The sequence below is a fragment of the Anaerolineae bacterium genome, assembly GCA_035529315.1.
Classification (GTDB): domain Bacteria; phylum Desulfobacterota; class Desulfobacteria; order Desulfobacterales; family ETH-SRB1; genus Desulfaltia.
The window spans coordinates 36,436-58,089 of sequence record DATKWZ010000057.1 but is presented as its reverse complement, the minus strand read 5'-3'; the positions used below and the strand labels follow the sequence as shown (position 1 = coordinate 58,089).

Genomic DNA, 21,654 nt, shown 5'->3' with positions numbered 1-21,654 from the left:
AATGAAAAAGAATTTTCTGAACATAACAGAGTTGATCAGAAGTCTTCAGCGCACTGAAGGAAATTTTGATTGTTTCCTCAGGGCACAGGAGTTTTGTGACCGGTTGGACTGCGCATGGCGCCGGTACTGCCTTAAAACGCAACAACCGGTTTTATTTGAGAAAGAGGAATAGGATGAGAAAGGGAAATATTCCATAAAAACCTTGAACCCTTAAACAAGCAGTCTATTCCAGTCTTGTTTACAGGAAAAGAGGCGCCGCAACTGGTTCCGGAAAACAACAGATTTTTTCGGGTTATGGAGGTAGAAGGCAATGATACAAACAGCATTAAGTACAATAGAAAAGGATTTATCGCTATTTTACGACCATAAGAGCTATGATTTATCGCTATTTTACGACAATGAGAGCTATATAGATTGCTGCCTCGAACTTGCACAGGATAAGCTGTCTTCTTATGACACCATTGCCGGCATCAAAAATCATGAAGCAGACATCAATATCTATAAAAACATGGATTTTTTGGAGAAACCAAAGAATATCAGTATACTGGATGAAAATTGCCTGACAAATTCGGATTATGTTAGAGCGTATAAATGCATTCTTGAAGGCAGATTGTTTTCAGAACATGCTGCTGCGGGTGAGGCAACACGGCTTGGCCTTGGCACTAAATACTTGATCAATATTGCCGAAGAACTGTCTTATGAGAAAATTGCGAAAATCATGACCAGAGAAAGAGATTTTGCTGTTCTGCCGGAAGAGGTTTTGAAAAAAGCCGGCTGCCGTCCGGAAAAATTATTGCCGCTATCCCTTGGCACAAGACATATGCTGCAGTTTTCATTTGATATTTATAAACTTGCGAAAACTTATGGATATGATCCAAAAAAAGTTCTTTTAAAGCAAAAAATGCTTGTTGTGCTTAATGAAGCTACTATCGACAGGATTATCATGGAGTTTATGCTCAATAGCTTCTTCGGTTTTAAGAGGGAAAATGTGTTGTTCATGGCCCAGAAAAAATACCACGGCATAAATCTGGTTGATGGAGAGTTTGTTTATGATAAGAATGCGCCTGAACGTCTCCACAATCATGGCCAGATGGTTATACAGCAAACAATGGATGACCAGATTTTCAGAGTTGATAAGAAAGGTCGCAGGACATATCTTACAAGCTGGGAATTCGGAGAAACCTTAAAAGAAATGGACGACAAGATCTCCTATAATATAGATGACATGGGATATCTAACAGGCTCAATTGATTATGAAAGCCTGGCTTTTGCATTAAAAAAAGCCAGAGACGGCTGCAGAATGATAATGGAAGTCGTCAGCAACGATCCGGAAAATCCTCAAAAAGGCGGGATGGCGGCTTTTGATGGTCTCCTTGGAAGAAATGTGATGATCGAGGCTTTTCAGCTCAAAGGCATAAAAAATCATGAAATAAAATATCTTAACAAGAACTTTAACCATTATCCGGAGCCTTATGAGTCATGGTCGATATTAAAGGAATATGGCTTAAACATGCCTGTATCCGTTAAGAATGGCTATCTCTATTTCCAGCCTGTCCAGGGTGACATTAATTTCCTTGTAAATACTGAATTTTTCAGGAGAAAAGTATTGAAACCCATAAAAGCATGGAAGTCTCCCGCAACAACACCTATTGCGATTAAGAATATGCGCTTGCAGGATAGACAGAAAGGCTTTAAGGGATATGCTGAATTTTTTCTGGACGACAAGCTTTTCTATCCCGTACTTTTTTCGGCTTGATCAAATGGGGTGAAAATTCATAAATCATATCTTTCTTTTGTGCCTTTGTGCCTTTGTTTTTACCAAAAAAAGAGGTTTAAGATGAAGAAAATAATGATCAAAACAGATTGCCCTGAAGCTTATAATGTGTTAATTAAAAACATGAGGATGCTGTTTCCGAGGTGTGAAATACAGATACTGTCGGCGGGAATTAAAAACTTTAAAGATGCTTCAACGGCTTTGGAACTTTCGACTGCGAATAAACAAACAAGTCTTTGACAAAAAGCCCGGTATGATTCTTTAGTTGTTGAGCAAAGCACATGGGAGGCTACATATCCAATATGTGCTTTAAAAGGGTGGTTCTTTCGCTTCTTGTTACAGCGCTGTATTGAACCGCCCTTTTCTTTTTATCTCCTTAAACATCTTAAACAAAAGAAAGGAAGATTGCCATGATAAAACAACTTTCCTTTACCAGGCATGAGCACAAAATCCTTCCAAACTTCAGGCAGATGATCAGCAAGGCAGAATCTACCGAGGATGTGAAAAAGTTTTTCGTCTATACTGCCATCGAACTGTTTGGAAATATTTTTGAAGGAAAAATGGATTTTGAGTATGAGGATATCGCTCTTATGCCGGATAGCGACCATCATTACAAAGTAAGCAAGAGGCTTCTTTCTTTGGAAGATTTTAATTCTGCCTGGAATAATTCCGACCTGCCGGTCATAATTGACCACTTGGCAGAATCGGCTATACACCGGTACAAACACCTTCAAAAACATCCAGAAAAAACCGATGCCAAGATCAAGTTCCCATGAATAATTCAGACCGGATCATACAGAATCCTGCGCCTGGAACACGTGTTCTTCTGTTTCAAGGCGATACAAAGAAATTTACCCTTTTGCTGCCTCGTAAACAAGAGGGGAGCGCATGGCTTCGTACCAACATCGGACATGCCGGAATCGCCAGGCAGGAAATATTCAGGGAGGTGCTTAATGATGAACCTCCGCTGGGACGGGACTGGTTCGACATTCCCATGTCCAGTGTTGATGACCGGCGCTTTCAGGTCACCCTCCCTGTTTGTGAAACAGGATATTTTGAAGCCAAATGTTTTTTCTTGAAAAAAGGTGAAGTTGACCCGATATGGCCGGATGGGCCTAACACGGCTATAAACGTTGAGCCGGCAGACACCTGTTGTTCAAACATAATCTACAATACATTCGTGCGGCAGTTCAGCCCGTATAAAGGCGGCCGCCTTCTTGATCCGGCTGAAAAGGACCGGATCATGGCCCTTGACAGGGCTGGTTATGCAGTAATCCCGCCATCCGGAACATTTCGCGAACTTATCAAAGAGCTCGATTTTATTGTGGGGGAACTGGGGTGCAGAATTCTTCAATTGCTTCCGGTCCATCCCACGCCAACCACTTACGCTCGCATGGGACGTTTTGGAAGCCCGTATGCGGCATTAAATTTTACCTCGGTTGATCCGGCTATGGCTGAATTCGATTCACGGGCAACTCCCCTGGAGCAGTTCATCGAGCTGGTAGACGCAATCCATGAACGGAATGCCAGGGTTTTTATCGATATCGCAATCAACCATACGGGCTGGGCAGCCGAACTCCACGATACCCACCCGGAATGGCTTGTCCGGGACCAGGACGGACATATTAAGGTTCCCGGAGCATGGGGGGTAATATGGGCGGATCTGACAAATCTCGATTTCACCAACAAAGACCTGTGGCAGTATGTGGCAGATATCTTTCTCACATGGTGTCGACGGGATGTGGATGGTTTTCGCTGTGATGCAGGATACATGATTCCTGTCCATGTTTGGAAATACATTATTGCCAGGGTCCGGGACCAGTATCCTGATACGGTTTTTCTCCTCGAAGGGCTTGGCGGAAAAATTTCCGTGACCAGGGAGCTTTTAAACAAGGCCGATTTTAACTGGGCTTACTCGGAACTCTTTCAAAATTATGACCGAAACCAGATTGAAAGCTATCTTCCGGGAGCTATTGAAATCTCTCAAAATGAAGGAATCATGGTCCATTTTGCGGAAACTCATGACAACAATCGCCTGGCTGCCCGCTCAAAGACCTTTGCCAGGATGCGTACCGCTCTGTGCGCTCTTTGTTCCAGCAATGGGGCCTTTGGTTTCGCCAATGGGGTGGAATGGTACGCAACGGAAAAGATCAATGTTCACGAAGCCCCTTCTCTTAACTGGGGGGCGGCAAATAACCAGGTTAATCATATACGCAGGCTCAACACTCTGCTCAAGCTCCATCCTGCTTTTCATGACCGGACCGAACTGAAACTTATGCAGCAGGGCGAGGAAAACCATATTGTTCTGCTGCGGCACCATATACCTTCCGGAAAGAAGCTTCTAATTGTGGTGAACCTTGATGATGAGAACCAGACCCGCGGGTCATGGAATCAGGAACAGGTGGGAATGCGAGGACCGGTGTTTACGGACCTTCTTGCGGAAAAGGAAGTAGTTGTCATCGAGTCCGGAAGGCAACAGACTTATCTCCTTGATCCCGGCCAGGTTCTCTGCCTTACTTCCGATCAAAGCGATATCGATCTCATTCAAAACAGGGATGATTTGAAGTTCGGGCTTTTGGATCGAATTAAAAAACAGCGCCTGCGCGCAAACGCCCTTGATGTGTTTCAATACTACAACGCCGCCGGTGATCTTGGGGAGTTTGATCCTGATTCTGCCGCGCTGCAATTAGCTGAAGATCCTGTTGAGTACTGCCGAAAGCTCAATCCTTTCAGCATGGAGCCCCGTGTGATAACCTGGCAATGGCCCAGTGACTTGAAGCGTGAAGTAATGGTGCCCCCGGATCATTTTCTTCTGATACGCGCCAGCTATCATTTCCGCGCCAAAATTATGAACAAAGACCGGTTCATGGCATATAAAGAAAGTTTGCCCTGCATTGACGGGTCGTTTTTTGCGCTTTTTCCCCCGCTCCAGCCTCCGGCGGTTCATCGCTCTCATACCCTGAAATTATCGGTTTACACACCGGAAGGCTGTGAACATGTTGATGCGCCTCTTTTTTTTCTGTCCAATGCAAAAGATGCAAAAGTGAAAAGAATCTTTCACCGATCGGAATTGTTGCATCACCCCCTCTCGCTGCTTGGAACAAACGGCCGTGGAGGTATGCTGCGGGCCAATGTTTTGTGGGGAAAATTAGGGAGCCGGTACGATGCCCTGCTTGCCGCAAACCTGAATCCTGAATTTCCGGAAGACAGATGGATCATGTTTGCACGATGTCGGGCATGGCTCGTGTTTCAGGGCTATTCTCAGGAAATCTGCTTTGATTGTTTTGATCGTTTTTGCTTTGACTACAATTCCCGTGGATTCTGGCTATACCATATCCCTGCCGGACAGGGAGAGTATGTATCGCTCAGCATAGGAATCGAGATGACAGATGATCAGAATGCTGTTCAATTAGTCTTTTTTCGCAACAAAGCCAAAGGCCAAGCCAGGATGCTGGCCGACTGCCAGCAGGTTCAAATCATTCTCCGGCCCGACATTGAAGATCGCAATTTTCACGAAACCACAAAGGCATATCTGGGACATGAACATTTATGGCCGCAATTTGTGACGGCTAATTCTCGTGGTTTTAGCTTTGTGCCAAAACCGGAACGTCAACTTCAGATTAAGATTTCAAAGGGCTCTTTTGTGTTGGAGCCTGAATGGCATTACATGGTGCATCGCTATATGGATGCCGAAAGGAACCTTGATCCTGATTCGGATCTCTTCAGCCCCGGTTATTTTTCCTGCTTTCTGGCCGGAGGTAAGGCTGTAAAATTGACAGCCAGCGTCATGGGCTCGCTGGAGCAAGTGCCCTTACAGCATGGTTCTCTGAATAGTTCTTTTGGCCGGCAGATAAAATCTTTTGCTTTTAAGGACAAATTTTCATATAAACCGGGTGAAGCACTTAAACAGGCGCTTGATCACTACGTGGTGAAAAGAGGAGCCTTAAATACCGTGATTGCCGGATATCCCTGGTTTCTTGATTGGGGGCGGGATGCACTGATTTTTGCCCGTGGTTTGATTGCAGCAGGAAGGACGAAAGACGCGCGGGCTATCTTAAAACAGTTCGGGCAGTTTGAAATAGACGGAACTCTTCCGAATATGATACTGGGCAGGGACCCTGCAAATCGTGACACATCTGATGCGCCACTCTGGTTTTTCGTAGCATGCTCTGATCTGGTCGAAGCCGAAGCAAACAAAGACTTTCTGGAAGAAAAATGCGGCAGCCGGACAGTGCGCCAGGTTCTTCTTTCTATTGGACGCTCCATGATTGCAGGCACTCCAAATAATATCCGGATGGATCCTGAATCAGGCCTGATTTTCAGCCCGGTTCATTTTACCTGGATGGACACCAAACACCCTGCGTGCAGTCCACGCGAAGGGTATCCTGTCGAAATTCAGGCGCTCTGGTTTTTTGCTCTTTCCTTTTTAGCAAATATCGATCATAAAGAGGCTGGAAACAAATGGAAAAATATGGCCGGCCTGGTTCGATCGTCGATCCTTAACCTCTTTTTGATCAAGAAAGATGGATATTTGTCGGACTGTCTCCATGCTGGTTCAGGCAAACCAGCCGGGCTGGCTGATCAGGATGATGCTCTGCGGCCAAATCAGCTTTTAGCAATTACACTGGGAGCTGTTTCCGACACAACAGTCTGCCGCAATATCCTGGCGGCCTGCGAAGAGCTTCTGGTGCCCGGCGCCATTCGGAGTCTTGCAGATAGACCGGTTAGTCGTCCAATAACGATTATGCATAACGGAAAAGCGATTAATGACCCGCACCATCCCTATCAGGGAAAATATTTGGGAGATGAGGACACGAAACGGAAGCCTGCGTACCACAACGGCACTGCCTGGACATGGCTCTTCCCCACGTTTTGCGAGGCATGGGTCAAGACATACGGAAAGAATGCAAAAGAAACCGCCCTGGCATGGCTTAGCAGCAGTACCAGGCTTATGGATCAGGGGTGCGCAGGCCACGTGCCTGAAATTCTGGACGGCGATTTTCCTCACAAGCAAAGGGGCTGTGACGCACAGGCTTGGGGGGCAAGCGAACTCCTGAGGGTATGGGAGCAAATCAGTATGATAACAAAGTGTGAAGTGAGTAAAACCGGTTACAAGTGACTCCCGCCCCGGCGGGATTAAATGAATAAAAGAAAGTTATTATTTTAAAAAATATTGAATATTATATAGAGGATATATAAAATGGAGCACTTGCAAACCTTTCAGGTATTTCCAAACATCCCTGAGAAGCTTTCTTTTCTCGAAGAGCTCTCCAGAAATTTGTGGTGGTCATGGAAACAGGATGCTATAGGGCTCTTTCGCCGGATTGATTCAAAGCTCTGGGAAGAGTCTAAACAGAATCCAATTATTTTGTTAGCGCGCATTTCTCAGACTCGTCTTGAGGAACTGGCAAAGGATGAGAGTTTTCTTGCACACCAGAAGCGGGTGAAAGAGGATTTTGCAAAACGGGTCTGCGCCAGTGTGGATTGGTCTGAATATTTATCAGGGGAAGAAGGGGTAATTGCCTATTTTTCCATGGAGTTCGGAATTCATGAGAGCCTTCCCTTGTTTGCCGGCGGGCTTGGCATCCTTGCCGGTGACCATCTGAAAGCCTCATCCAACATGGGCCTTCCTCTGGTAGGCATATGCCTTTTCTATCGACATGGTTACTTTCACCAATTTCTTGATCTGAATGGAAGTCAGCAGGAGGAGTATCCGGAAACCGATCTTTATAGTCTTCCTGTAGAAAAGGCCAAAGATATCCTGGGAAACGAGATACATATTTCTGTGACAGGACCGGACGGGGAAATCCATGCATGTGTCTGGATGGTCAGGGTCGGCTGCATTCCTCTTTATCTGCTTGACACTAATCTGCCGCAAAATCCCCCAAAAATCCGGGATATCACCTCCAGGTTGTATACCGGCGATCCGGAAATGCGGCTGGCCCAGGAAGTGCTGCTTGGAATCGGTGGCATGCGCGCTCTTAAAGCTATGGGAATCAATCCGGCAGTATGCCATATGAACGAAGGCCATTCTGCCTTTTGCAGTCTGGAACGGCTCATTCAAATCATGTCTAAGTATAATATAGATCTAAAAACAGCTCTTGAGATCATTCCGAGGACCAATATCTTTACCACGCACACACCTGTGAACGCTGGTTACGACAGGTTTCCTGTTGATCTCGTAAAACCGTATCTTGACCCGCTGCGGGAGCGCCTGGGGGCTACAGAGGATGAAATTTTATCCTGGGGGCAACCATCGATAGAGACTCATTCGAACGAACCCTTTTCCATGTTTGTTCTGGGGCTCCGTATGGCCCAGTACTGCAACGGCGTCAGCCGGCTGCACGGAAAAGTTGCACGAAGGATGTGGTCGCATGTCTGGCCTAAGAGATCAGAAGATGAGACCCCCATTTCCCACATTACAAACGGAGTGCATCTTCAGTCGTTTGTTTCAGGTAAGTATACCACACTTTTTGAACGCTACCTCGGGCCTGACTGGTTCATGAGTTCACGCATGATGGATAATATCAAACGGATCGATGGAATATATGATGAAGAGCTGTGGCAAGCCCATGAAATGAACCGTTCCAGTCTTATCGGCACTTGTCGCGAGCTGATAACAAAGCAGCACGGGCGGCGAAATATTCCTAAATCGATTATGGAGGCCATACAATCGGTTTTAGATCATGACATATTGACTATCGGTTTTGCTCGTCGATTTGCCACTTACAAGCGTGCCAACCTGTTGATGAACGATCCCGAGCGATTCGAGGCGATCATTAATTCCACGACACATCCTGTGCAGTTTATCTTTGCGGGAAAGGCTCACCCTAAGGATAATGAAGGAAAGGAACTGATAAAAAGAGTTTTTGAGTTTTGTCAAAAAACAAGCGTGCGTCACAGGGTCGTTTTTGTTGAAGACTATGATATGCATATTGCACGATATCTTGTACAGGGGGTGGATGTCTGGCTCAATACCCCGAGACGTCCTTTGGAGGCATGCGGCACGTCCGGCATGAAAGCTGCCATAAACGGCGTTCTTAACGTGAGTATCCTCGACGGGTGGTGGGATGAGGCGTATTCCGAGAATACCGGATGGCGTATCGGCAATGGTGAAGAATATACTGATTCCAGGTATCAGGATTCTGTAGAAAGCCAGGCCCTTTATAATATATTCGAAAACGAAGTAATCCCCTGTTTTTATGAAAGAAAGTATGGGTCCTATCCTGTCAGGTGGGTTAAGATGATGAAAGAGTCGATGAAGATGGCCATGCGTGGTTTTTGCAGTACTCGGATGACAGGTGAATATAATGAACGTTTTTATATTCCGGCAAAAAAACGGCTAAAATCCCTGATTGAAAACAATGCCGAAGAGGCCCGAAACCTTGCTGTCCAACATAAACGACTTTCCGCTAACTGGAACAGCATCCAAATTGAGTCTCCTGTAAAGGATTTGGATGGTCCTTTTCGAGCAGGAGAGACATTTTCCGTAAATTCTATCGTACATCTCGGAAAACTTAGCCCGGAAGATGTGGAGGTTCAGATCTTTTACGGAGAGCTGAAATCTACAGACAAGATGCCGGAAAGCCATATAAAGGAAATGACTATAAAGGAAGATCAGGGAAATGGAAAGTACCTTTACACTTGCGCCATAACTTGCGACGCTTCAGGCAGGTATGGTTTCACGGCGCGGGTAACAGCGAGAGGCGATGACAGAACCAGGTTTACTCCCGGGTTCATTACCTGGGCGCCGTAAGACAAGGAATTTGGGGATTTAAGCATGACAACTCCTTTAAAGAGCCCTCGTATTCTTATTGTGACCCCTGAAGTCACGTATCTGCCGGATGGAATGGGCAATATCGCCAATCATCTTTCCGCCAAGGCAGGAGGGCTTGCCGATGTTTCAGCGGCCCTGGTCAGTGCTCTGTTCGACCAGGGGGCCGATGTTCACGTGGCTCTTCCGGATTATCGCACTATATTCAGCAGAGGCGGCCCTGCGCCTCCCCCTTCACTCATCATAAGGGAGCTGAACACCATCAGGAGCAGAATGCCTGATGAAAGGTTCCACCTCGCCGAAGACAGAGCCTTTTTTTATATGAACCATGTTTACTCCAATTATGGTGGAGAAAATATTAAGATAGCCCTTGCTTTTCAGCGCGAGGTTATCAACAACATTATCCCGCATGTACAGCCTGATCTTATCCATTGTAACGACTGGATGACAGGCCTGATTCCGGCAATGGCAAGAGAGTTGGGCATACCCTGTCTTTTCACGGTTCATAACATCCATACTGTGAAAAGCCTCATGTCCCACATCGAATATGAAGGTATTGATGCGGCATCATTCTGGCGACATCTTTTTTTTGAGCGCTTTCCATCCTCCTATGAGCAAAGCAGAGACTCAGACCCGATAGATTTCCTTGCAAGCGGAATATTTGCAGCCCACTTTGTCAATACAGTAAGTCCGACCTTTCTAACGGAAATAGTTGAAAACAGGCACGATTTTGTGGAAAGACCCCTGCAACAGGAATTGACCAACAAATGGAATGCCGGATGTGCTGTCGGAATACTCAACGCTCCTGACCCCTCTTTTGATCCTGCATCCGACAAGGCTCTGGCTCGCCGGTACTGCGCAAAAGATCATGTTAAAGGAAAACTGGAGAACAAGATACTTCTCCAGAAGAGATTAGGGCTTATTCAGAATACAAGCGCTCCGATTTTCTTCTGGCCTTCCCGTCTCGATATGATTCAAAAGGGATGTCAGTTGTTAGCCGAGATCCTTTATGAAATTGTTTCCCGCTACTGGGACCAGAACCTGGAAATTGTTTTTGTGGCCAATGGTGAGTTTAAGAGACATTTTGAAGATATTGTAAGATATCATCATCTGTATAACAGGGTTGTAATATGCGACTTTGATGAGGATCTGGCGCGCCTTGCCTATGGAGCGTCGGATTTTGTGCTGATGCCTTCACGTTTTGAACCATGCGGCCTTCCCCAGATGACAGGCCCGATTTACGGGTCACTTCCAGTAGCTCATGATACCGGGGGAATCCATGATACGATTATACACATGGATGTTGATAATAACAGGGGCAATGGCTTTCTTTTTAATGTATTTGATTCAAGGGGGCTGCTCTGGGCAATTGAACAAGCCATGCTTTTTTATAAATTTCCCGGGAAAATAAAAAAGCTTCAGATAGAACGGATTATGAACCAGAGCCTTGCCAGCTTCAACCATGCGGTTACTGCCCGTCAGTATATAGATCTGTATGAAAAGATGCTGCAGCGGCCCCTGGTTTAGTCGAGTGGAAAATTGGTCGAGTAGTTGAGTCGTTAACAACTTGACTGCTCAAGTGGAGGATTTCAGGCAACGTGATAATGAATAAAGGATCAGTTTTTGTTGGGATAGAGGATCTCTTGCAAAATCTTTTGAAGAGCGATCCATGGCTTAGGCCGTATGAAGAGGCCCTTAGAAAGAGGTTGGCACACGTTCAAGAGACGGAAAGCAGGCTCACTATGGGCAGGATGAGTCTGAGTGAATTTGCGTCAGGCCATGAATATTTTGGACTTCATTTCAAAGACAATCAATGGATTTTTCGGGAGTGGGCTCCGAATGCAACCGCAATTTATCTTGTCGGAGAGATATCTGACTGGCAGGAGAAAAAGAGGTTTGCTCTTGACTCTGTTGCCGGCGACGGTGTGTGGGAAATACGACTGCCTCAAAAATCTCTTAAACATGGCGATCTTTACCGGCTTCGCATACACTGGCCCGGCGGAAATGGGGATCGGATACCTGCCTATGCAAGGCGGGTGGTTCAGGACCCTGAAACATTGATTTTTAATGCTCAGGTCTGGCTGCCTCCTTCACCATATCAGTGGAAATGCAACGATTTTCAGTCTCCATCCAGCGCTCTGTTCATCTATGAAGCGCATGTAGGCATGGCCCAGGAAGAGGAGAAGGTCGGTTCATACCGGGAATTTGCCAGGCATATCCTCCCGCGGATCGTTGATAGCGGTTATAATACACTACAACTAATGGCGATCCCTGAACATCCCTACTACGGGTCGTTCGGGTACCATGTGTCGAGCTTTTTTGCTGCTTCCTCCCGGTTCGGAACACCGGAGGAACTAAAGGGGTTGATCGACGCGGCCCATACAGCAGGCCTTGCAGTGATAATGGATATAGTCCATTCCCATGCTGTATCCAATGAAGTGGAAGGCATCAGCCGCTTTGACGGTACGTACTGTCAATATTTCCACGAAGGCCCCCGTGGGTTTCACGAAGCCTGGGATTCCAGATGTTTTGACTTTGGAAAGCCTCAGGTTCTTCATTTTCTTCTTTCAAACTGTCGCTTCTGGCTCGACGAATACCATATTGACGGGTTTCGTTTTGACGGAATAACCAGTATGCTTTATTTTCACCACGGCCTGGGCAAGGCATTTACTTCGTATGCCGACTATTTTGACGACAGCGTTGACGAGGAAGCCTTGGTTTATCTCGTCCTTGCCAACCGACTCATTCATGATGTGCGTCCTGATGCGATTACAATTGCGGAAGATATAAGCGGCATGCCTGGGCTGGCTGCCCCGCTTTCAGTGGGTGGAGTCGGTTTTGACTACAGGTTTGCAATGGGGGTCCCTGATTACTGGATACGGCTGACCAAGGATACGGCAGATGAAAACTGGGATATGGGGAATCTTTGGCATGAGCTGACCAACCGGAGAGAGGATGAAAAAACCATCAGCTATGCGGAATCCCACGACCAGGCTCTCGTGGGGGACCAGACCCTTATATTCAGGCTTATCGGCTCAGGCATGTACGACCATATGGGTATTCATGATAAAAATATCAGAGTGGACAGGGGCATGGCTCTGCACAAGCTCATCCGCCTGATAACCCTTGCTACTGCCGGGAGCGGTTATCTTAATTTTATGGGCAATGAATTCGGTCATCCTGAATGGATCGATTTCCCCCGCAAAGAGAACTCATGGTCATATCGCTATGCGCGTCGCCAATGGCATCTTGTTGATGATCTTGAGCTGAAGTATACTCTTCTTGCGGGTTTTGATCGCGATATGATCTCTTTGGCACAACATTACCGGCTGTTAGAGATTCAAGTACCGGCTCTTTTGTTTGAACATTTCGATGACAAGGTAATAGCTTTTAAACGAGCAGGGCTATTGTTCGTGTTCAATTTCCATCCATCCAAATCTTATGTCGACTATCGATTCAAGACACTGCCGGGAAAATACCGCATGGTCTTTGACAGCGATGCCAAAGGATACGGCGGCCACGGACGGTTGCTTCAAGATCAACACCATGAGACATCCATTGATGTTTCAGACGGCAAAAACCAGCATCTGATCAGTCTCTATCTTCCTACACGCACAGCCATTGTTCTGGAGAAGGTTGCAAGCCCTCCCTTTCCCGGCAATACATGCCCTGCTCAATAGAGGTGACAAAGCCGTTGACATTTTATCGACCATTTCATAGACTAATTGTAAATTATCCTGGGATTTCATTCCCAGCCCCTTGGGGCGTTTAATGCTTTTGAAGATCCCCCGCTTCTTTTGGCGGAGTAGTTCATTTAATCAACCGGAGCTGTTTTTATGATTCAGACTGATTTGATCCACATGATATCCAATGCCTGCCTTATGGTGCAGTTTGTGTTGCTTGCCCTGCTTTTTTTTTCCATTACATCATGGACTATTATAATAATTAAATATCGATATATCAAAAGGGCATTTAAAGAATCGGCATATTTCACAAATTTTTTCTGGAAAAGCAGGGATCTTTCCGATGCTTTTGCAAAAGCCAAACATCTTCAAGGAAGTCCTGTTGCAAGAATCTTCCGTGTAGGATATTCTGAGCTTAAAAAACTAAGTCAGTCAGGTGTTTCAGTAACATCTCAATCTCAACAATCATCTGAGGCTGAAAGCTCATCATTGAACACCAAGTTCGCGGGCATAGATAATCTCAAGAGAGCTTTGAGACGGGCGATTAATACAGAAACAACCCGAATGACCCATCTTGTTCCTTTCCTTGCAACAACAGGGAATACAACCCCCTTTATTGGTTTGTTCGGCACAGTGTGGGGCATCATGAATTCTTTTCATGGTATCGGGCTCAAAGGTTCGGCCAGTCTGGCTGTTGTAGCTCCTGGAATTTCCGAGGCGCTCATTGCAACAGCAGCTGGTTTGGCTGTGGCAATACCTGCTGTTATTGCTTTTAATTACTTTGTGCAGAAAATAAGAATTATTGAAACCGAATTGCAAAGTTTTTCCGCAGATTTTCTTAATATTATTGAGCGGGACATATTAAGTAAAAAGGAGATTGGCAAATGACATCCGGCGATCACAACAGACTCATGTCGGATATAAATGTGACGCCGTTTGTTGATGTCATGCTCGTGCTGTTGATCATTTTTATGGTAACCGCGCCGATGATGATGCAGGGAGTAGATGTTTCTTTGCCGAAAACAACTTCGGAACCCCTTTCTTCTAAAGAAGATCACATTGTTATTACTATTGACAGCAATAATCGGGTATATATTAATGATTACCATGTAACGCTTGATTTTCTTAAAGAAAAACTTATAAAAATTTTTGAGGGCCGTATCGACCGTGAGATATACCTTCGGGCTGACGAAGAAACCCCTTATGGGGTAGTAGTTCGTGTTATGTCGGAGATAAAAGGGGCAGGGATTGATAAGGTGGGCATGGTGACAGAGCCGATTATTGATGAGAACAAAACGAAAAAAAGCTAATGGCAAATGAAAGAAAATTTAAACCATCATGCTTATTTGCTTTATATGATGGAAGAGGAGCCCCGCGCCCTGATTCTTACTTTTGCTGTTTCCGCAATATTACATATGATCTTTTTTGCTGCTTTGATTTTTGTGCCCGGCCCAAAGCCATATAAACGTTTTTCACCTTCTGTTATAAATGTCAGCATGGTTACATTACCCGGCCAAAAGAAAGCGCCGGGCGTCGGCAGGCCAACCGGTTTTGAGCTGGAAGAGAAAATCGCAAAGTCCGAAAAGGCGCAGGCTTCCAAGATTTCATCTACCGTAAAAGTGGATCAAGACACCTCGAAAGCTGTTTCTGTAGCCCCTAAACTAAAAAAATCGCTCAAGAAAAATACTTTTAAATCTTCCAGTGTTGTAAAGGGCGCTATCGCGCGGATCGAAAAAAAGATTGAAACGTCAAGACCTAATCCTGTTGCCGAAGCAATTGACCGTTTAAAAAACAAAGTGGCAACAGGCCGTCAAGAATCTCAAGCAGGAACCGGAGTTGCGTCACCTTCTACCGGGGGACAGGGTGGCTACGGCGCTGTCGGCAAAAGAGAGCTCGAAATAATGGATATATACAGAGCCCAAATTTCATATTATATTGAAAAAAACTGGGCTTTTTCAAAACAGCTGGCCGGCCAGCATACTGATTTGGCGGCTGTGGTGGTGATTAGGATTATGCAAAACGGCGACATTAAAGATGTCTGGTTTGAAAAAAAGTCAGGCAATACATATTTTGATGAGTCTGCCTATAAGGCTGTTATCAAATCGGATCCGCTTCCCATGCTTCCAAAAGCATATTTGCGCCCGGATTATAATCTTGGTCTGGTTTTTACTCCATCCGGCTTACGTTAACAGCTTATTTATAAAGGTATGATGACTGCCCAATGCATATACTTAATTTAACATCCCATTCAAAATGTTGTAAGACCTGTATATTATCCGGGTTTGTTAACAGGTTGAGGTCATGTCCTGCTTATATAATTTTTCTGCTTGCAATGGTATGCTTTTTAACTAATCCAACTTTTTGCCGTGCTGAGTATGATTATATTGATATAAATAATCCTTTTTTGAAAAAAATACCTCTTGCGATTCCATTATTTAAGACCATGACTGAAAGTCCGACTGAGAAAGACTTGTCTGCCGAGGCTTCTAATCTGCTCTCTGAAACTTTGGGGTTTACAGGTTATTTCAAAATGCTTGACAGGAATGCATTCCTTGTTGATCCTGAAAAATCGGATATAATTCCTTTAAACATTAATTTTCAGAACTGGACAGGTATCGGCGCTGAATTTTTGATAACAGGATATCTTGAGGTTAAGAATGATATAATTATCATGGAGCTCAGATTGTATGATACTTTTAAATCAAAATTGCTTATTGGTAAAAGATACAAGGGGCTTATAAATGATAAACGGAAAATGATACGTCGTTTTTGCAGCGATGTTATTTATTGCTTAACAGGCAAAAGGGGTGTTTTTGACAGTAAAATAGCTTTTGTTTCAACAGGATCAGGGAATAAGGAGATATATATATGTGAATTTGACGGTTACAATCCGATCCAAAAAACTCATAATAAAAATATCACCCTTTCTCCGGCATGGTCGTGTGACGGAAAATGGATTGCTTACACTGCTTACAAAAAGGGCGGGCCTGATCTTTACATAGAGCATTTAAAGGAAAAACGCGGCTTTGTGGTCGCAAAAAAAGGGATTAATATTACACCGGCATGGGTTCCGGGTAAATTTGCATTGGCTGCGACACTTTCATTTTCAGGTGACCCGGAAATTTATATGTTGACCGGAACCGGTAAAATTATTAAGAAATTAACCAGCAAATTGGGAATCGACGTATCTCCTTCATGGTCTCCGGACGGTAAAAAGATGGCCTTTGTATCAGACAGGTCTGGAACGCCACAGATTTATATTAAGGATATTGATTCCGGAAAGGTTGAAAGATTGACTTTCCATGGTCAATACAATACATCTCCAAGCTGGTCTCCAAATGGAGACAAGATAGCCTATTGCGGCGCGGAAAACGGAGCGTTTAATATCTATGTAATCGGTTTTGACGGCAATGATCCGCTTCAATTGACCTTTAATGAGGGAAACAATGAGTCTCCTTCATGGTCTCCGGATGGAAGCCTCATTGTTTTTAGCTCTAACAGAGAAGGTTCTTGTAGCATTTATGTTATGAGCGCCTATGGGACAGATCAGAGATGTTTGCTTTCCCTGCCTGGTGAGCAAACAAATCCAAGATGGTCGCCAAGCACGGTAAGCAATTAAAATATGACAGATTTATAATAAAGGAGGGGAAAATGCGAAAAAAATTATGGATAAGTTTGGTTTTATTGCTGGTAATTCCCGGATTACTGTGTATTGCTTCATGCGCTAAAAAGACTGTTAAGCCTGAGCCTGCTGAGGTTTTGTCAGCTGAGGATCAGGCGGCAAGAATGGCCGCCGAAGCAGATCAGAAAGAGACGGCACGGCAGCGGGTTATTGAGGAGCAGGCGGCGCGTGAGAAGATGGCCGCCAGGAATATGTTTATTAATGAAAATATTTATTTTGACTTTGACAAGTATAATCTTCTTCCTGTGGCCCAGCAGATTTTACAGAAAAAAGCAGAATGGCTGCGGAATAATCCCGACGTATCCGTGATTGTTGAGGGACATTGTGATGAACGCGGCACCAATGAGTACAACATTGCCCTTGGAGACAGGCGGGCCGAAAGCGCAAGGACATACCTGATCAATCTCGGCATTGCCGATTCTCGATTGACAACTGTAAGCTATGGTGAAGAACGTCCTGTAGATTCCGGCCACAATGAAGGTGCCTGGGCAAAAAACAGGCGCGCCCATTTTGAAATAGGATAAACTAAGGGGTCAGGGATTCAAGGGGCCGAACGTTCCAGCGCGGACCCCTTGAATCCTCGAATCCTTTGCATCCACTAATCGGGAGAAGCACCAAGGTTTAATATGTCTGCCATGAAAATTATTGTTTTATTTATTGCCTGTCTTGCCATTTTGTGCGGGTGCGCCATGCAGCAGGATGTTATAGCGCTCTATGATCGCATGGCTGTTCTTGAACAGCGCAATATTGAGCTGGAGAAGGATGAGACTCAGCTTAAATCCCTGACGCAGGAATGCATAAAAAAACAGGAAGAAAAGGAGCATTACCATAGAACCATGTCCGCAGATATCCATGTCATGTTAGACGGGCTCAGAGAGGAAATGCGGATATTAAATGGAAAACTTGAAGAGACCGGATACCTGTTAAAACGAAAAATAGCGGCGCTTGAAGATGTGGGAGCAAAGAGTAAAGATATTTTAGGTAAAGTTGAAGAAAGATCGGCTTTAAATTATGATTGCATTGTAAATATACAGCAATATCTTGATTTAGAGTCTTCAGGCTCTGATTCAAAAACCAAGGCTGTGGGCAAAACCGATCCGCCAAAGCGCTCTGGCGGATCGGAAGATGAAATTTACGCATCAGCTAAACAGGCATTTGATAATGGTGATCTTGAGGCCGCTGGTGAGGAGTTTCAAAGAATAATAAAGCAATATCCAAAGTCACAGCATGTTGATAATGCACAATTTTGGATCGGTGAAATATACTATCGTGAAAAATGGTATGAAAAAGCTATATTGGAATACCAGAAGGTAATAGAAAAATATCCGAAGGGCAATAAGGTACCCGCTTCATTTTTGAAACAAGGGCTTGCCTTTTTAAATCTCGGAGAAAAGGCAAACGCCCGTCTTGTTTTAAAGGAACTGATTCTAAAACATCCGAAATCAAATGAAGCAAAGATAGCAACAGAGAAATTAAAGGGGTTGAAATAAAAAACACAGCGATTAAGGCCATCGGAATAGATCCAGGCCTGTCATCAACCGGCATCGGCATTGTCAGGGGGACGGAGCTTAAGGTTGAAGCTTATTCCTATGGCAGCATAACTACTTCAAAAAATATTCCATTGCCAAGTCGCCTCAACAAAATCTTTTCAAAACTTATTATTATTTTAAAAGATGAAAACCCGGATCTCATGGTTGTAGAGGATATATTTTCTGTTCAAAAATATCCGAAGTCCGGTATAACTCTGGGTAAGGTGACAGGTGTAATTCTTCTTGCCGGGAACCAACTTGATTTGCCTGTTATCGAGATACAGGTGCGTGAAGCTAAGCAGATTTTGACAGGCAACGGTAATGCCAGTAAAATGCAGCTTGAAAGGGCGGCCAGACATTTTCTAAATTTGGCGACACCGATTAGGCCGTACCATGCTTCTGATGCAATTGGTTTAGCGCTTATAGGTCTTTTTCGATATCAGGACTGTTTAAAAAAACTTAAACGATGAAACCCCATAAGACAAATAAATGATAGGTTATATTGAAGGAAAGCTGCTGAAAAAAGAGGATGAGCGCATACTTCTTCTTGCCGGCCAGGTAGGATATGAGGTTTTGCTTCCTGCGTTTGTGATGGACAGTTTTAAGCCAAAGGTGATCGGTGACGAGGTTTCTCTGTATATTTATTATCAACAAACCGAACGGCAACCAAAACCTGTATTGATCGGTTTTAATCTTGAGGTAGAAAGAGAATTTTTTCAATATTTTATCTCTGTTGAAGATATAGGTCCCATGAAAGCGGTTAAAGCCCTGAGCCTTCCTGTTCGTGAAATAGCCAGGGCAATTGAATCAAAAGATGTTGCCAGGCTTAAGCAATTAAAAGGTATCGGGAACAGAACAGCACAGAAAATAATTGCAACACTTGAAGGCAAGATTAATAAGTTCGCATTAATCCGCGAAACAGAAAAGGAGCGGGAAGAGATGCCTGTTATGCGGGACTTTTCAAGACAGGTGCTTGATGTGCTTGTTGCTCAGCTGGGTTACAGGGCTGGTGATGCCAAACAGATGATTTCTGAAGCCATGAAACGCAATATAAAGATATCAACCCCTGAAGAACTTATTGAAGAGGTATATCGCGGCGAAAAAAACTAATAAACATCAAACTTCAAGCCAGATACAATTATTGCGGTAAAAATTATGGCAGATAATATACTGACACATTCTTCTGATAAAAACAGCATCCTTTCCAAATCAAGTTTGCCTGTTGATCAGGAACCGGAAATTATGACATTGCGTCCGGGAAGGCTTTCGGAATATGTTGGCCAGACAGAGCTGGTTGAAACCCTTAAAATAGCGATAGAAGCCGCTATGCAGCGTAAAGAGCCGATAGATCATGTGCTTTTCCATGGACCTCCGGGCCTTGGAAAAACCACCCTGGCCTATATTATTGCCAATGAAATGGGGAGCGATATTACCGTGACTTCAGGGCCGGCACTTGAAAAAGGCGGAGACCTGATAGGGATTCTGACCCACCTTGAAGAAGGGGATGTCCTGTTTATAGACGAGATTCATAGAATGCCAAAGACAGTAGAAGAGTTTCTGTATTCTGCAATGGAGGATTTTGCCGTTGATTTTATGTTTGATAAGGGGGCGTATGCCCGTAGTCATAGATACCGTCTAAACACTTTTACCCTTGTCGGCGCAACTACTCGTGTTGGGCTGTTATCAGCCCCTTTGCGGGATCGATTCGGCATATTAAGAAGCCTTGATTTTTATGGAAAACAGGATCTTGTGAAAATCGGCATACGTTCCGCAGAATTACTTAAAGTTAGTATTGATGATAAAGGCGCGATTGAGCTTGCAAAGAGATCCAGAGGAACTCCAAGAATTATAAACAGGCTTCTTAAACGTGTAAGAGATTATGTCCAGGTTCGGGCAGATGGAAAAATTACAAAGAAAACGGTTGAAGAGGCTCTGGCTCTGGAAGGGGTTGATGAAAAAGGGCTGACCCGTCTTGATCGCCGATACCTTAAAACAGTAATCGAGTTTTATCACGGCGGTCCGGTCGGCATTGAAGCAATTTCTGCGACACTTCAGGAAGAGGCGGATACGCTCGTTGACGTTGTTGAGCCGTATCTTCTTAAAATCGGTCTGATTATAAGGACCCCTTCAGGAAGAAAGGCTGCTGAATCAGCATACAGACACCTTGGTTTTAGTGTTCAGAAAAAAATATTTTAGTGCTATGATTGACGGCTTCGTAAAAAGTCTCGAAATCGTCATGCCGGACTTGATAAGCCTGCCCCGTACTTGATACGGGGGCATCCAGAACGCATTGAATTTACTGGATTCCTCCCGGACCTGATCCGGGATCTACCGGAATGACGGGAAAGAGAACTTTTTGACTTTTTACGAGTTCATCATGATTAGTTTGATATAAAACCATGTCAATAATTACTCTTATTACCGATTTTGGTGTTGATGATGAGTATGTCGGCGTTATAAAGGGTGTTATCCTTTCCATTAACCCTGCCGCAACTATCGTTGATATTACCCACCATATCGAGCCTCAGGACTTAATCCAGGCCGCATATATAATAAAACATTCTTTCAAATATTTTCCTGAAGGAACAGTTCATGTTGTCGTTGTAGATCCTGGAGTTGGGAGTGAGCGTGCAATAATCGCTCTTGAAGTAACAGGACATATTTTTCTTGCACCGGATAATGGAGTTTTAACCCTTTTAATGGACAAAGCTAATATCAACTCAATTGTTCGTGTTGAGGAATCACGTTATTTTTTAGAATCTGTGAGCCCAACTTTTCATGGAAGAGATATTTTTGCTCCTGTTGCCGCCCACCTGTCTAATGGGGTTGAAATTAAAGCATTAGGTGCTACAATAATAAACAAGGCGGGTTTAAAAAAGCTGTTTGTCGAACATGCCTCCATTTCAGACAGTGGCGAACTTGTGGGAGTCGTTGTATTTATTGACAGATTCGGCAACCTGATTACGAATATAGATGCAAAGAGCCTTGATAAATTTTGCAAATCATGCAAAAAAGAAAGATTGGAATTCAGGATAGGTAAAAAGAAAATTATTGGACTATCAAAAACATATGAAAACGTATTATCACAAAGCCCTCTTGCCATTATCGGCAGCAGAGGATATCTTGAAATAGCTGTAAATTGCGGCAACGCAAAGCGCTATTTTATGGCCGACAGATGGGATACCGTTACAGTGACATCGAATAACTTATAG

The 21,654-nt window shown here is 44.3% G+C and carries 16 protein-coding genes; all 16 read left to right on the top strand.

The annotated features are described in order from the left end of the window. Nucleotides 1-310: 310 nt before the first annotated feature. On the top strand, nt 311-1,756 hold the full coding sequence (locus VMW78_10465; GenBank protein HUV51425.1) for a hypothetical protein: 1,446 nt from the start codon (nt 311-313) through the stop codon (nt 1,754-1,756). Nucleotides 1,757-2,184: 428 nt separating this feature from the next. Then, nucleotides 2,185-2,550 (top strand): hypothetical protein, encoded by a 366-nt coding sequence (locus VMW78_10460; protein HUV51424.1) that lies wholly within the window; start codon nt 2,185-2,187, stop codon nt 2,548-2,550. After that, complete coding sequence (locus VMW78_10455) at nt 2,547-6,893, top strand: amylo-alpha-1,6-glucosidase (GenBank protein ID HUV51423.1); 4,347 nt, start codon at nt 2,547-2,549, stop codon at nt 6,891-6,893. Before VMW78_10460 ends, VMW78_10455 begins: the two co-directional genes overlap by 4 nt. Before the next feature lie 81 nt (nt 6,894-6,974). Further along, entirely contained in the window at nt 6,975-9,530 is a 2,556-nt protein-coding gene (glgP, locus tag VMW78_10450; GenBank protein ID HUV51422.1) for an alpha-glucan family phosphorylase, read from the top strand. 24 nt (nt 9,531-9,554) lie between these two features. Next, a complete protein-coding gene (locus VMW78_10445) occupies nt 9,555-11,075 on the top strand; it encodes a glycogen/starch synthase (GenBank protein ID HUV51421.1) in 1,521 nt (506 codons plus the stop codon). A gap of 77 nt (nt 11,076-11,152) precedes the next feature. Next, the gene (locus VMW78_10440; GenBank protein HUV51420.1) at nt 11,153-13,228 is read left to right on the top strand and encodes an alpha amylase C-terminal domain-containing protein; all 2,076 of its coding nucleotides are present in this window, start codon (nt 11,153-11,155) and stop codon (nt 13,226-13,228) included. Between the two features lie 156 nt (nt 13,229-13,384). Then, the gene (gene tolQ / locus VMW78_10435) at nt 13,385-14,119 is read left to right on the top strand and encodes a protein TolQ (protein HUV51419.1); all 735 of its coding nucleotides are present in this window, start codon (nt 13,385-13,387) and stop codon (nt 14,117-14,119) included. Further along, complete coding sequence (gene tolR / locus VMW78_10430; protein ID HUV51418.1) at nt 14,116-14,541, top strand: protein TolR; 426 nt, start codon at nt 14,116-14,118, stop codon at nt 14,539-14,541. Before tolQ ends, tolR begins: the two co-directional genes overlap by 4 nt. Nucleotides 14,542-14,547: 6 nt before the next feature. Then, the gene (locus VMW78_10425) at nt 14,548-15,420 is read left to right on the top strand and encodes a cell envelope integrity protein TolA (protein HUV51417.1); all 873 of its coding nucleotides are present in this window, start codon (nt 14,548-14,550) and stop codon (nt 15,418-15,420) included. A gap of 32 nt (nt 15,421-15,452) precedes the next feature. Beyond that, complete coding sequence (gene tolB, locus VMW78_10420; GenBank protein HUV51416.1) at nt 15,453-16,850, top strand: Tol-Pal system beta propeller repeat protein TolB; 1,398 nt, start codon at nt 15,453-15,455, stop codon at nt 16,848-16,850. A 32-nt stretch (nt 16,851-16,882) separates the two neighbouring features. Beyond that, complete coding sequence (gene pal, locus VMW78_10415) at nt 16,883-17,437, top strand: peptidoglycan-associated lipoprotein Pal (protein ID HUV51415.1); 555 nt, start codon at nt 16,883-16,885, stop codon at nt 17,435-17,437. A 111-nt stretch (nt 17,438-17,548) separates the two neighbouring features. Next, entirely contained in the window at nt 17,549-18,403 is an 855-nt protein-coding gene (ybgF, locus tag VMW78_10410; GenBank protein HUV51414.1) for a tol-pal system protein YbgF, read from the top strand. Then, entirely contained in the window at nt 18,385-18,912 is a 528-nt protein-coding gene (locus VMW78_10405; GenBank protein HUV51413.1) for a crossover junction endodeoxyribonuclease RuvC, read from the top strand. Before ybgF ends, VMW78_10405 begins: the two co-directional genes overlap by 19 nt. Before the next feature lie 19 nt (nt 18,913-18,931). Continuing rightward, entirely contained in the window at nt 18,932-19,552 is a 621-nt protein-coding gene (ruvA, locus tag VMW78_10400) for a Holliday junction branch migration protein RuvA (protein ID HUV51412.1), read from the top strand. Nucleotides 19,553-19,597: 45 nt separating this feature from the next. Beyond that, nucleotides 19,598-20,638: a Holliday junction branch migration DNA helicase RuvB gene (gene ruvB / locus VMW78_10395; GenBank protein ID HUV51411.1), complete on the top strand. Its 1,041-nt coding sequence runs from the start codon at nt 19,598-19,600 to the stop codon at nt 20,636-20,638. A gap of 203 nt (nt 20,639-20,841) precedes the next feature. Beyond that, nucleotides 20,842-21,654 carry an SAM-dependent chlorinase/fluorinase gene (locus VMW78_10390; protein ID HUV51410.1) on the top strand — a complete coding sequence of 271 codons (813 nt, stop codon included), beginning with the start codon at nt 20,842-20,844 and terminating at the stop codon, nt 21,652-21,654.

Coding starts and splice junctions, on each gene's coding strand:
- VMW78_10465 (HUV51425.1), top strand. CDS start 311: ATGATACAAACAGCATTAAGTACAATAGAAAAGGATTTATCGCTATTT.
- VMW78_10460 (HUV51424.1), top strand. CDS start 2,185: ATGATAAAACAACTTTCCTTTACCAGGCATGAGCACAAAATCCTTCCA.
- VMW78_10455 (HUV51423.1), top strand. CDS start 2,547: ATGAATAATTCAGACCGGATCATACAGAATCCTGCGCCTGGAACACGT.
- glgP (HUV51422.1), top strand. CDS start 6,975: ATGGAGCACTTGCAAACCTTTCAGGTATTTCCAAACATCCCTGAGAAG.
- VMW78_10445 (HUV51421.1), top strand. CDS start 9,555: ATGACAACTCCTTTAAAGAGCCCTCGTATTCTTATTGTGACCCCTGAA.
- VMW78_10440 (HUV51420.1), top strand. CDS start 11,153: ATGAATAAAGGATCAGTTTTTGTTGGGATAGAGGATCTCTTGCAAAAT.
- tolQ (HUV51419.1), top strand. CDS start 13,385: ATGATTCAGACTGATTTGATCCACATGATATCCAATGCCTGCCTTATG.
- tolR (HUV51418.1), top strand. CDS start 14,116: ATGACATCCGGCGATCACAACAGACTCATGTCGGATATAAATGTGACG.
- VMW78_10425 (HUV51417.1), top strand. CDS start 14,548: ATGAAAGAAAATTTAAACCATCATGCTTATTTGCTTTATATGATGGAA.
- tolB (HUV51416.1), top strand. CDS start 15,453: ATGCATATACTTAATTTAACATCCCATTCAAAATGTTGTAAGACCTGT.
- pal (HUV51415.1), top strand. CDS start 16,883: ATGCGAAAAAAATTATGGATAAGTTTGGTTTTATTGCTGGTAATTCCC.
- ybgF (HUV51414.1), top strand. CDS start 17,549: ATGAAAATTATTGTTTTATTTATTGCCTGTCTTGCCATTTTGTGCGGG.
- ruvA (HUV51412.1), top strand. CDS start 18,932: ATGATAGGTTATATTGAAGGAAAGCTGCTGAAAAAAGAGGATGAGCGC.
- ruvB (HUV51411.1), top strand. CDS start 19,598: ATGGCAGATAATATACTGACACATTCTTCTGATAAAAACAGCATCCTT.
- VMW78_10390 (HUV51410.1), top strand. CDS start 20,842: ATGTCAATAATTACTCTTATTACCGATTTTGGTGTTGATGATGAGTAT.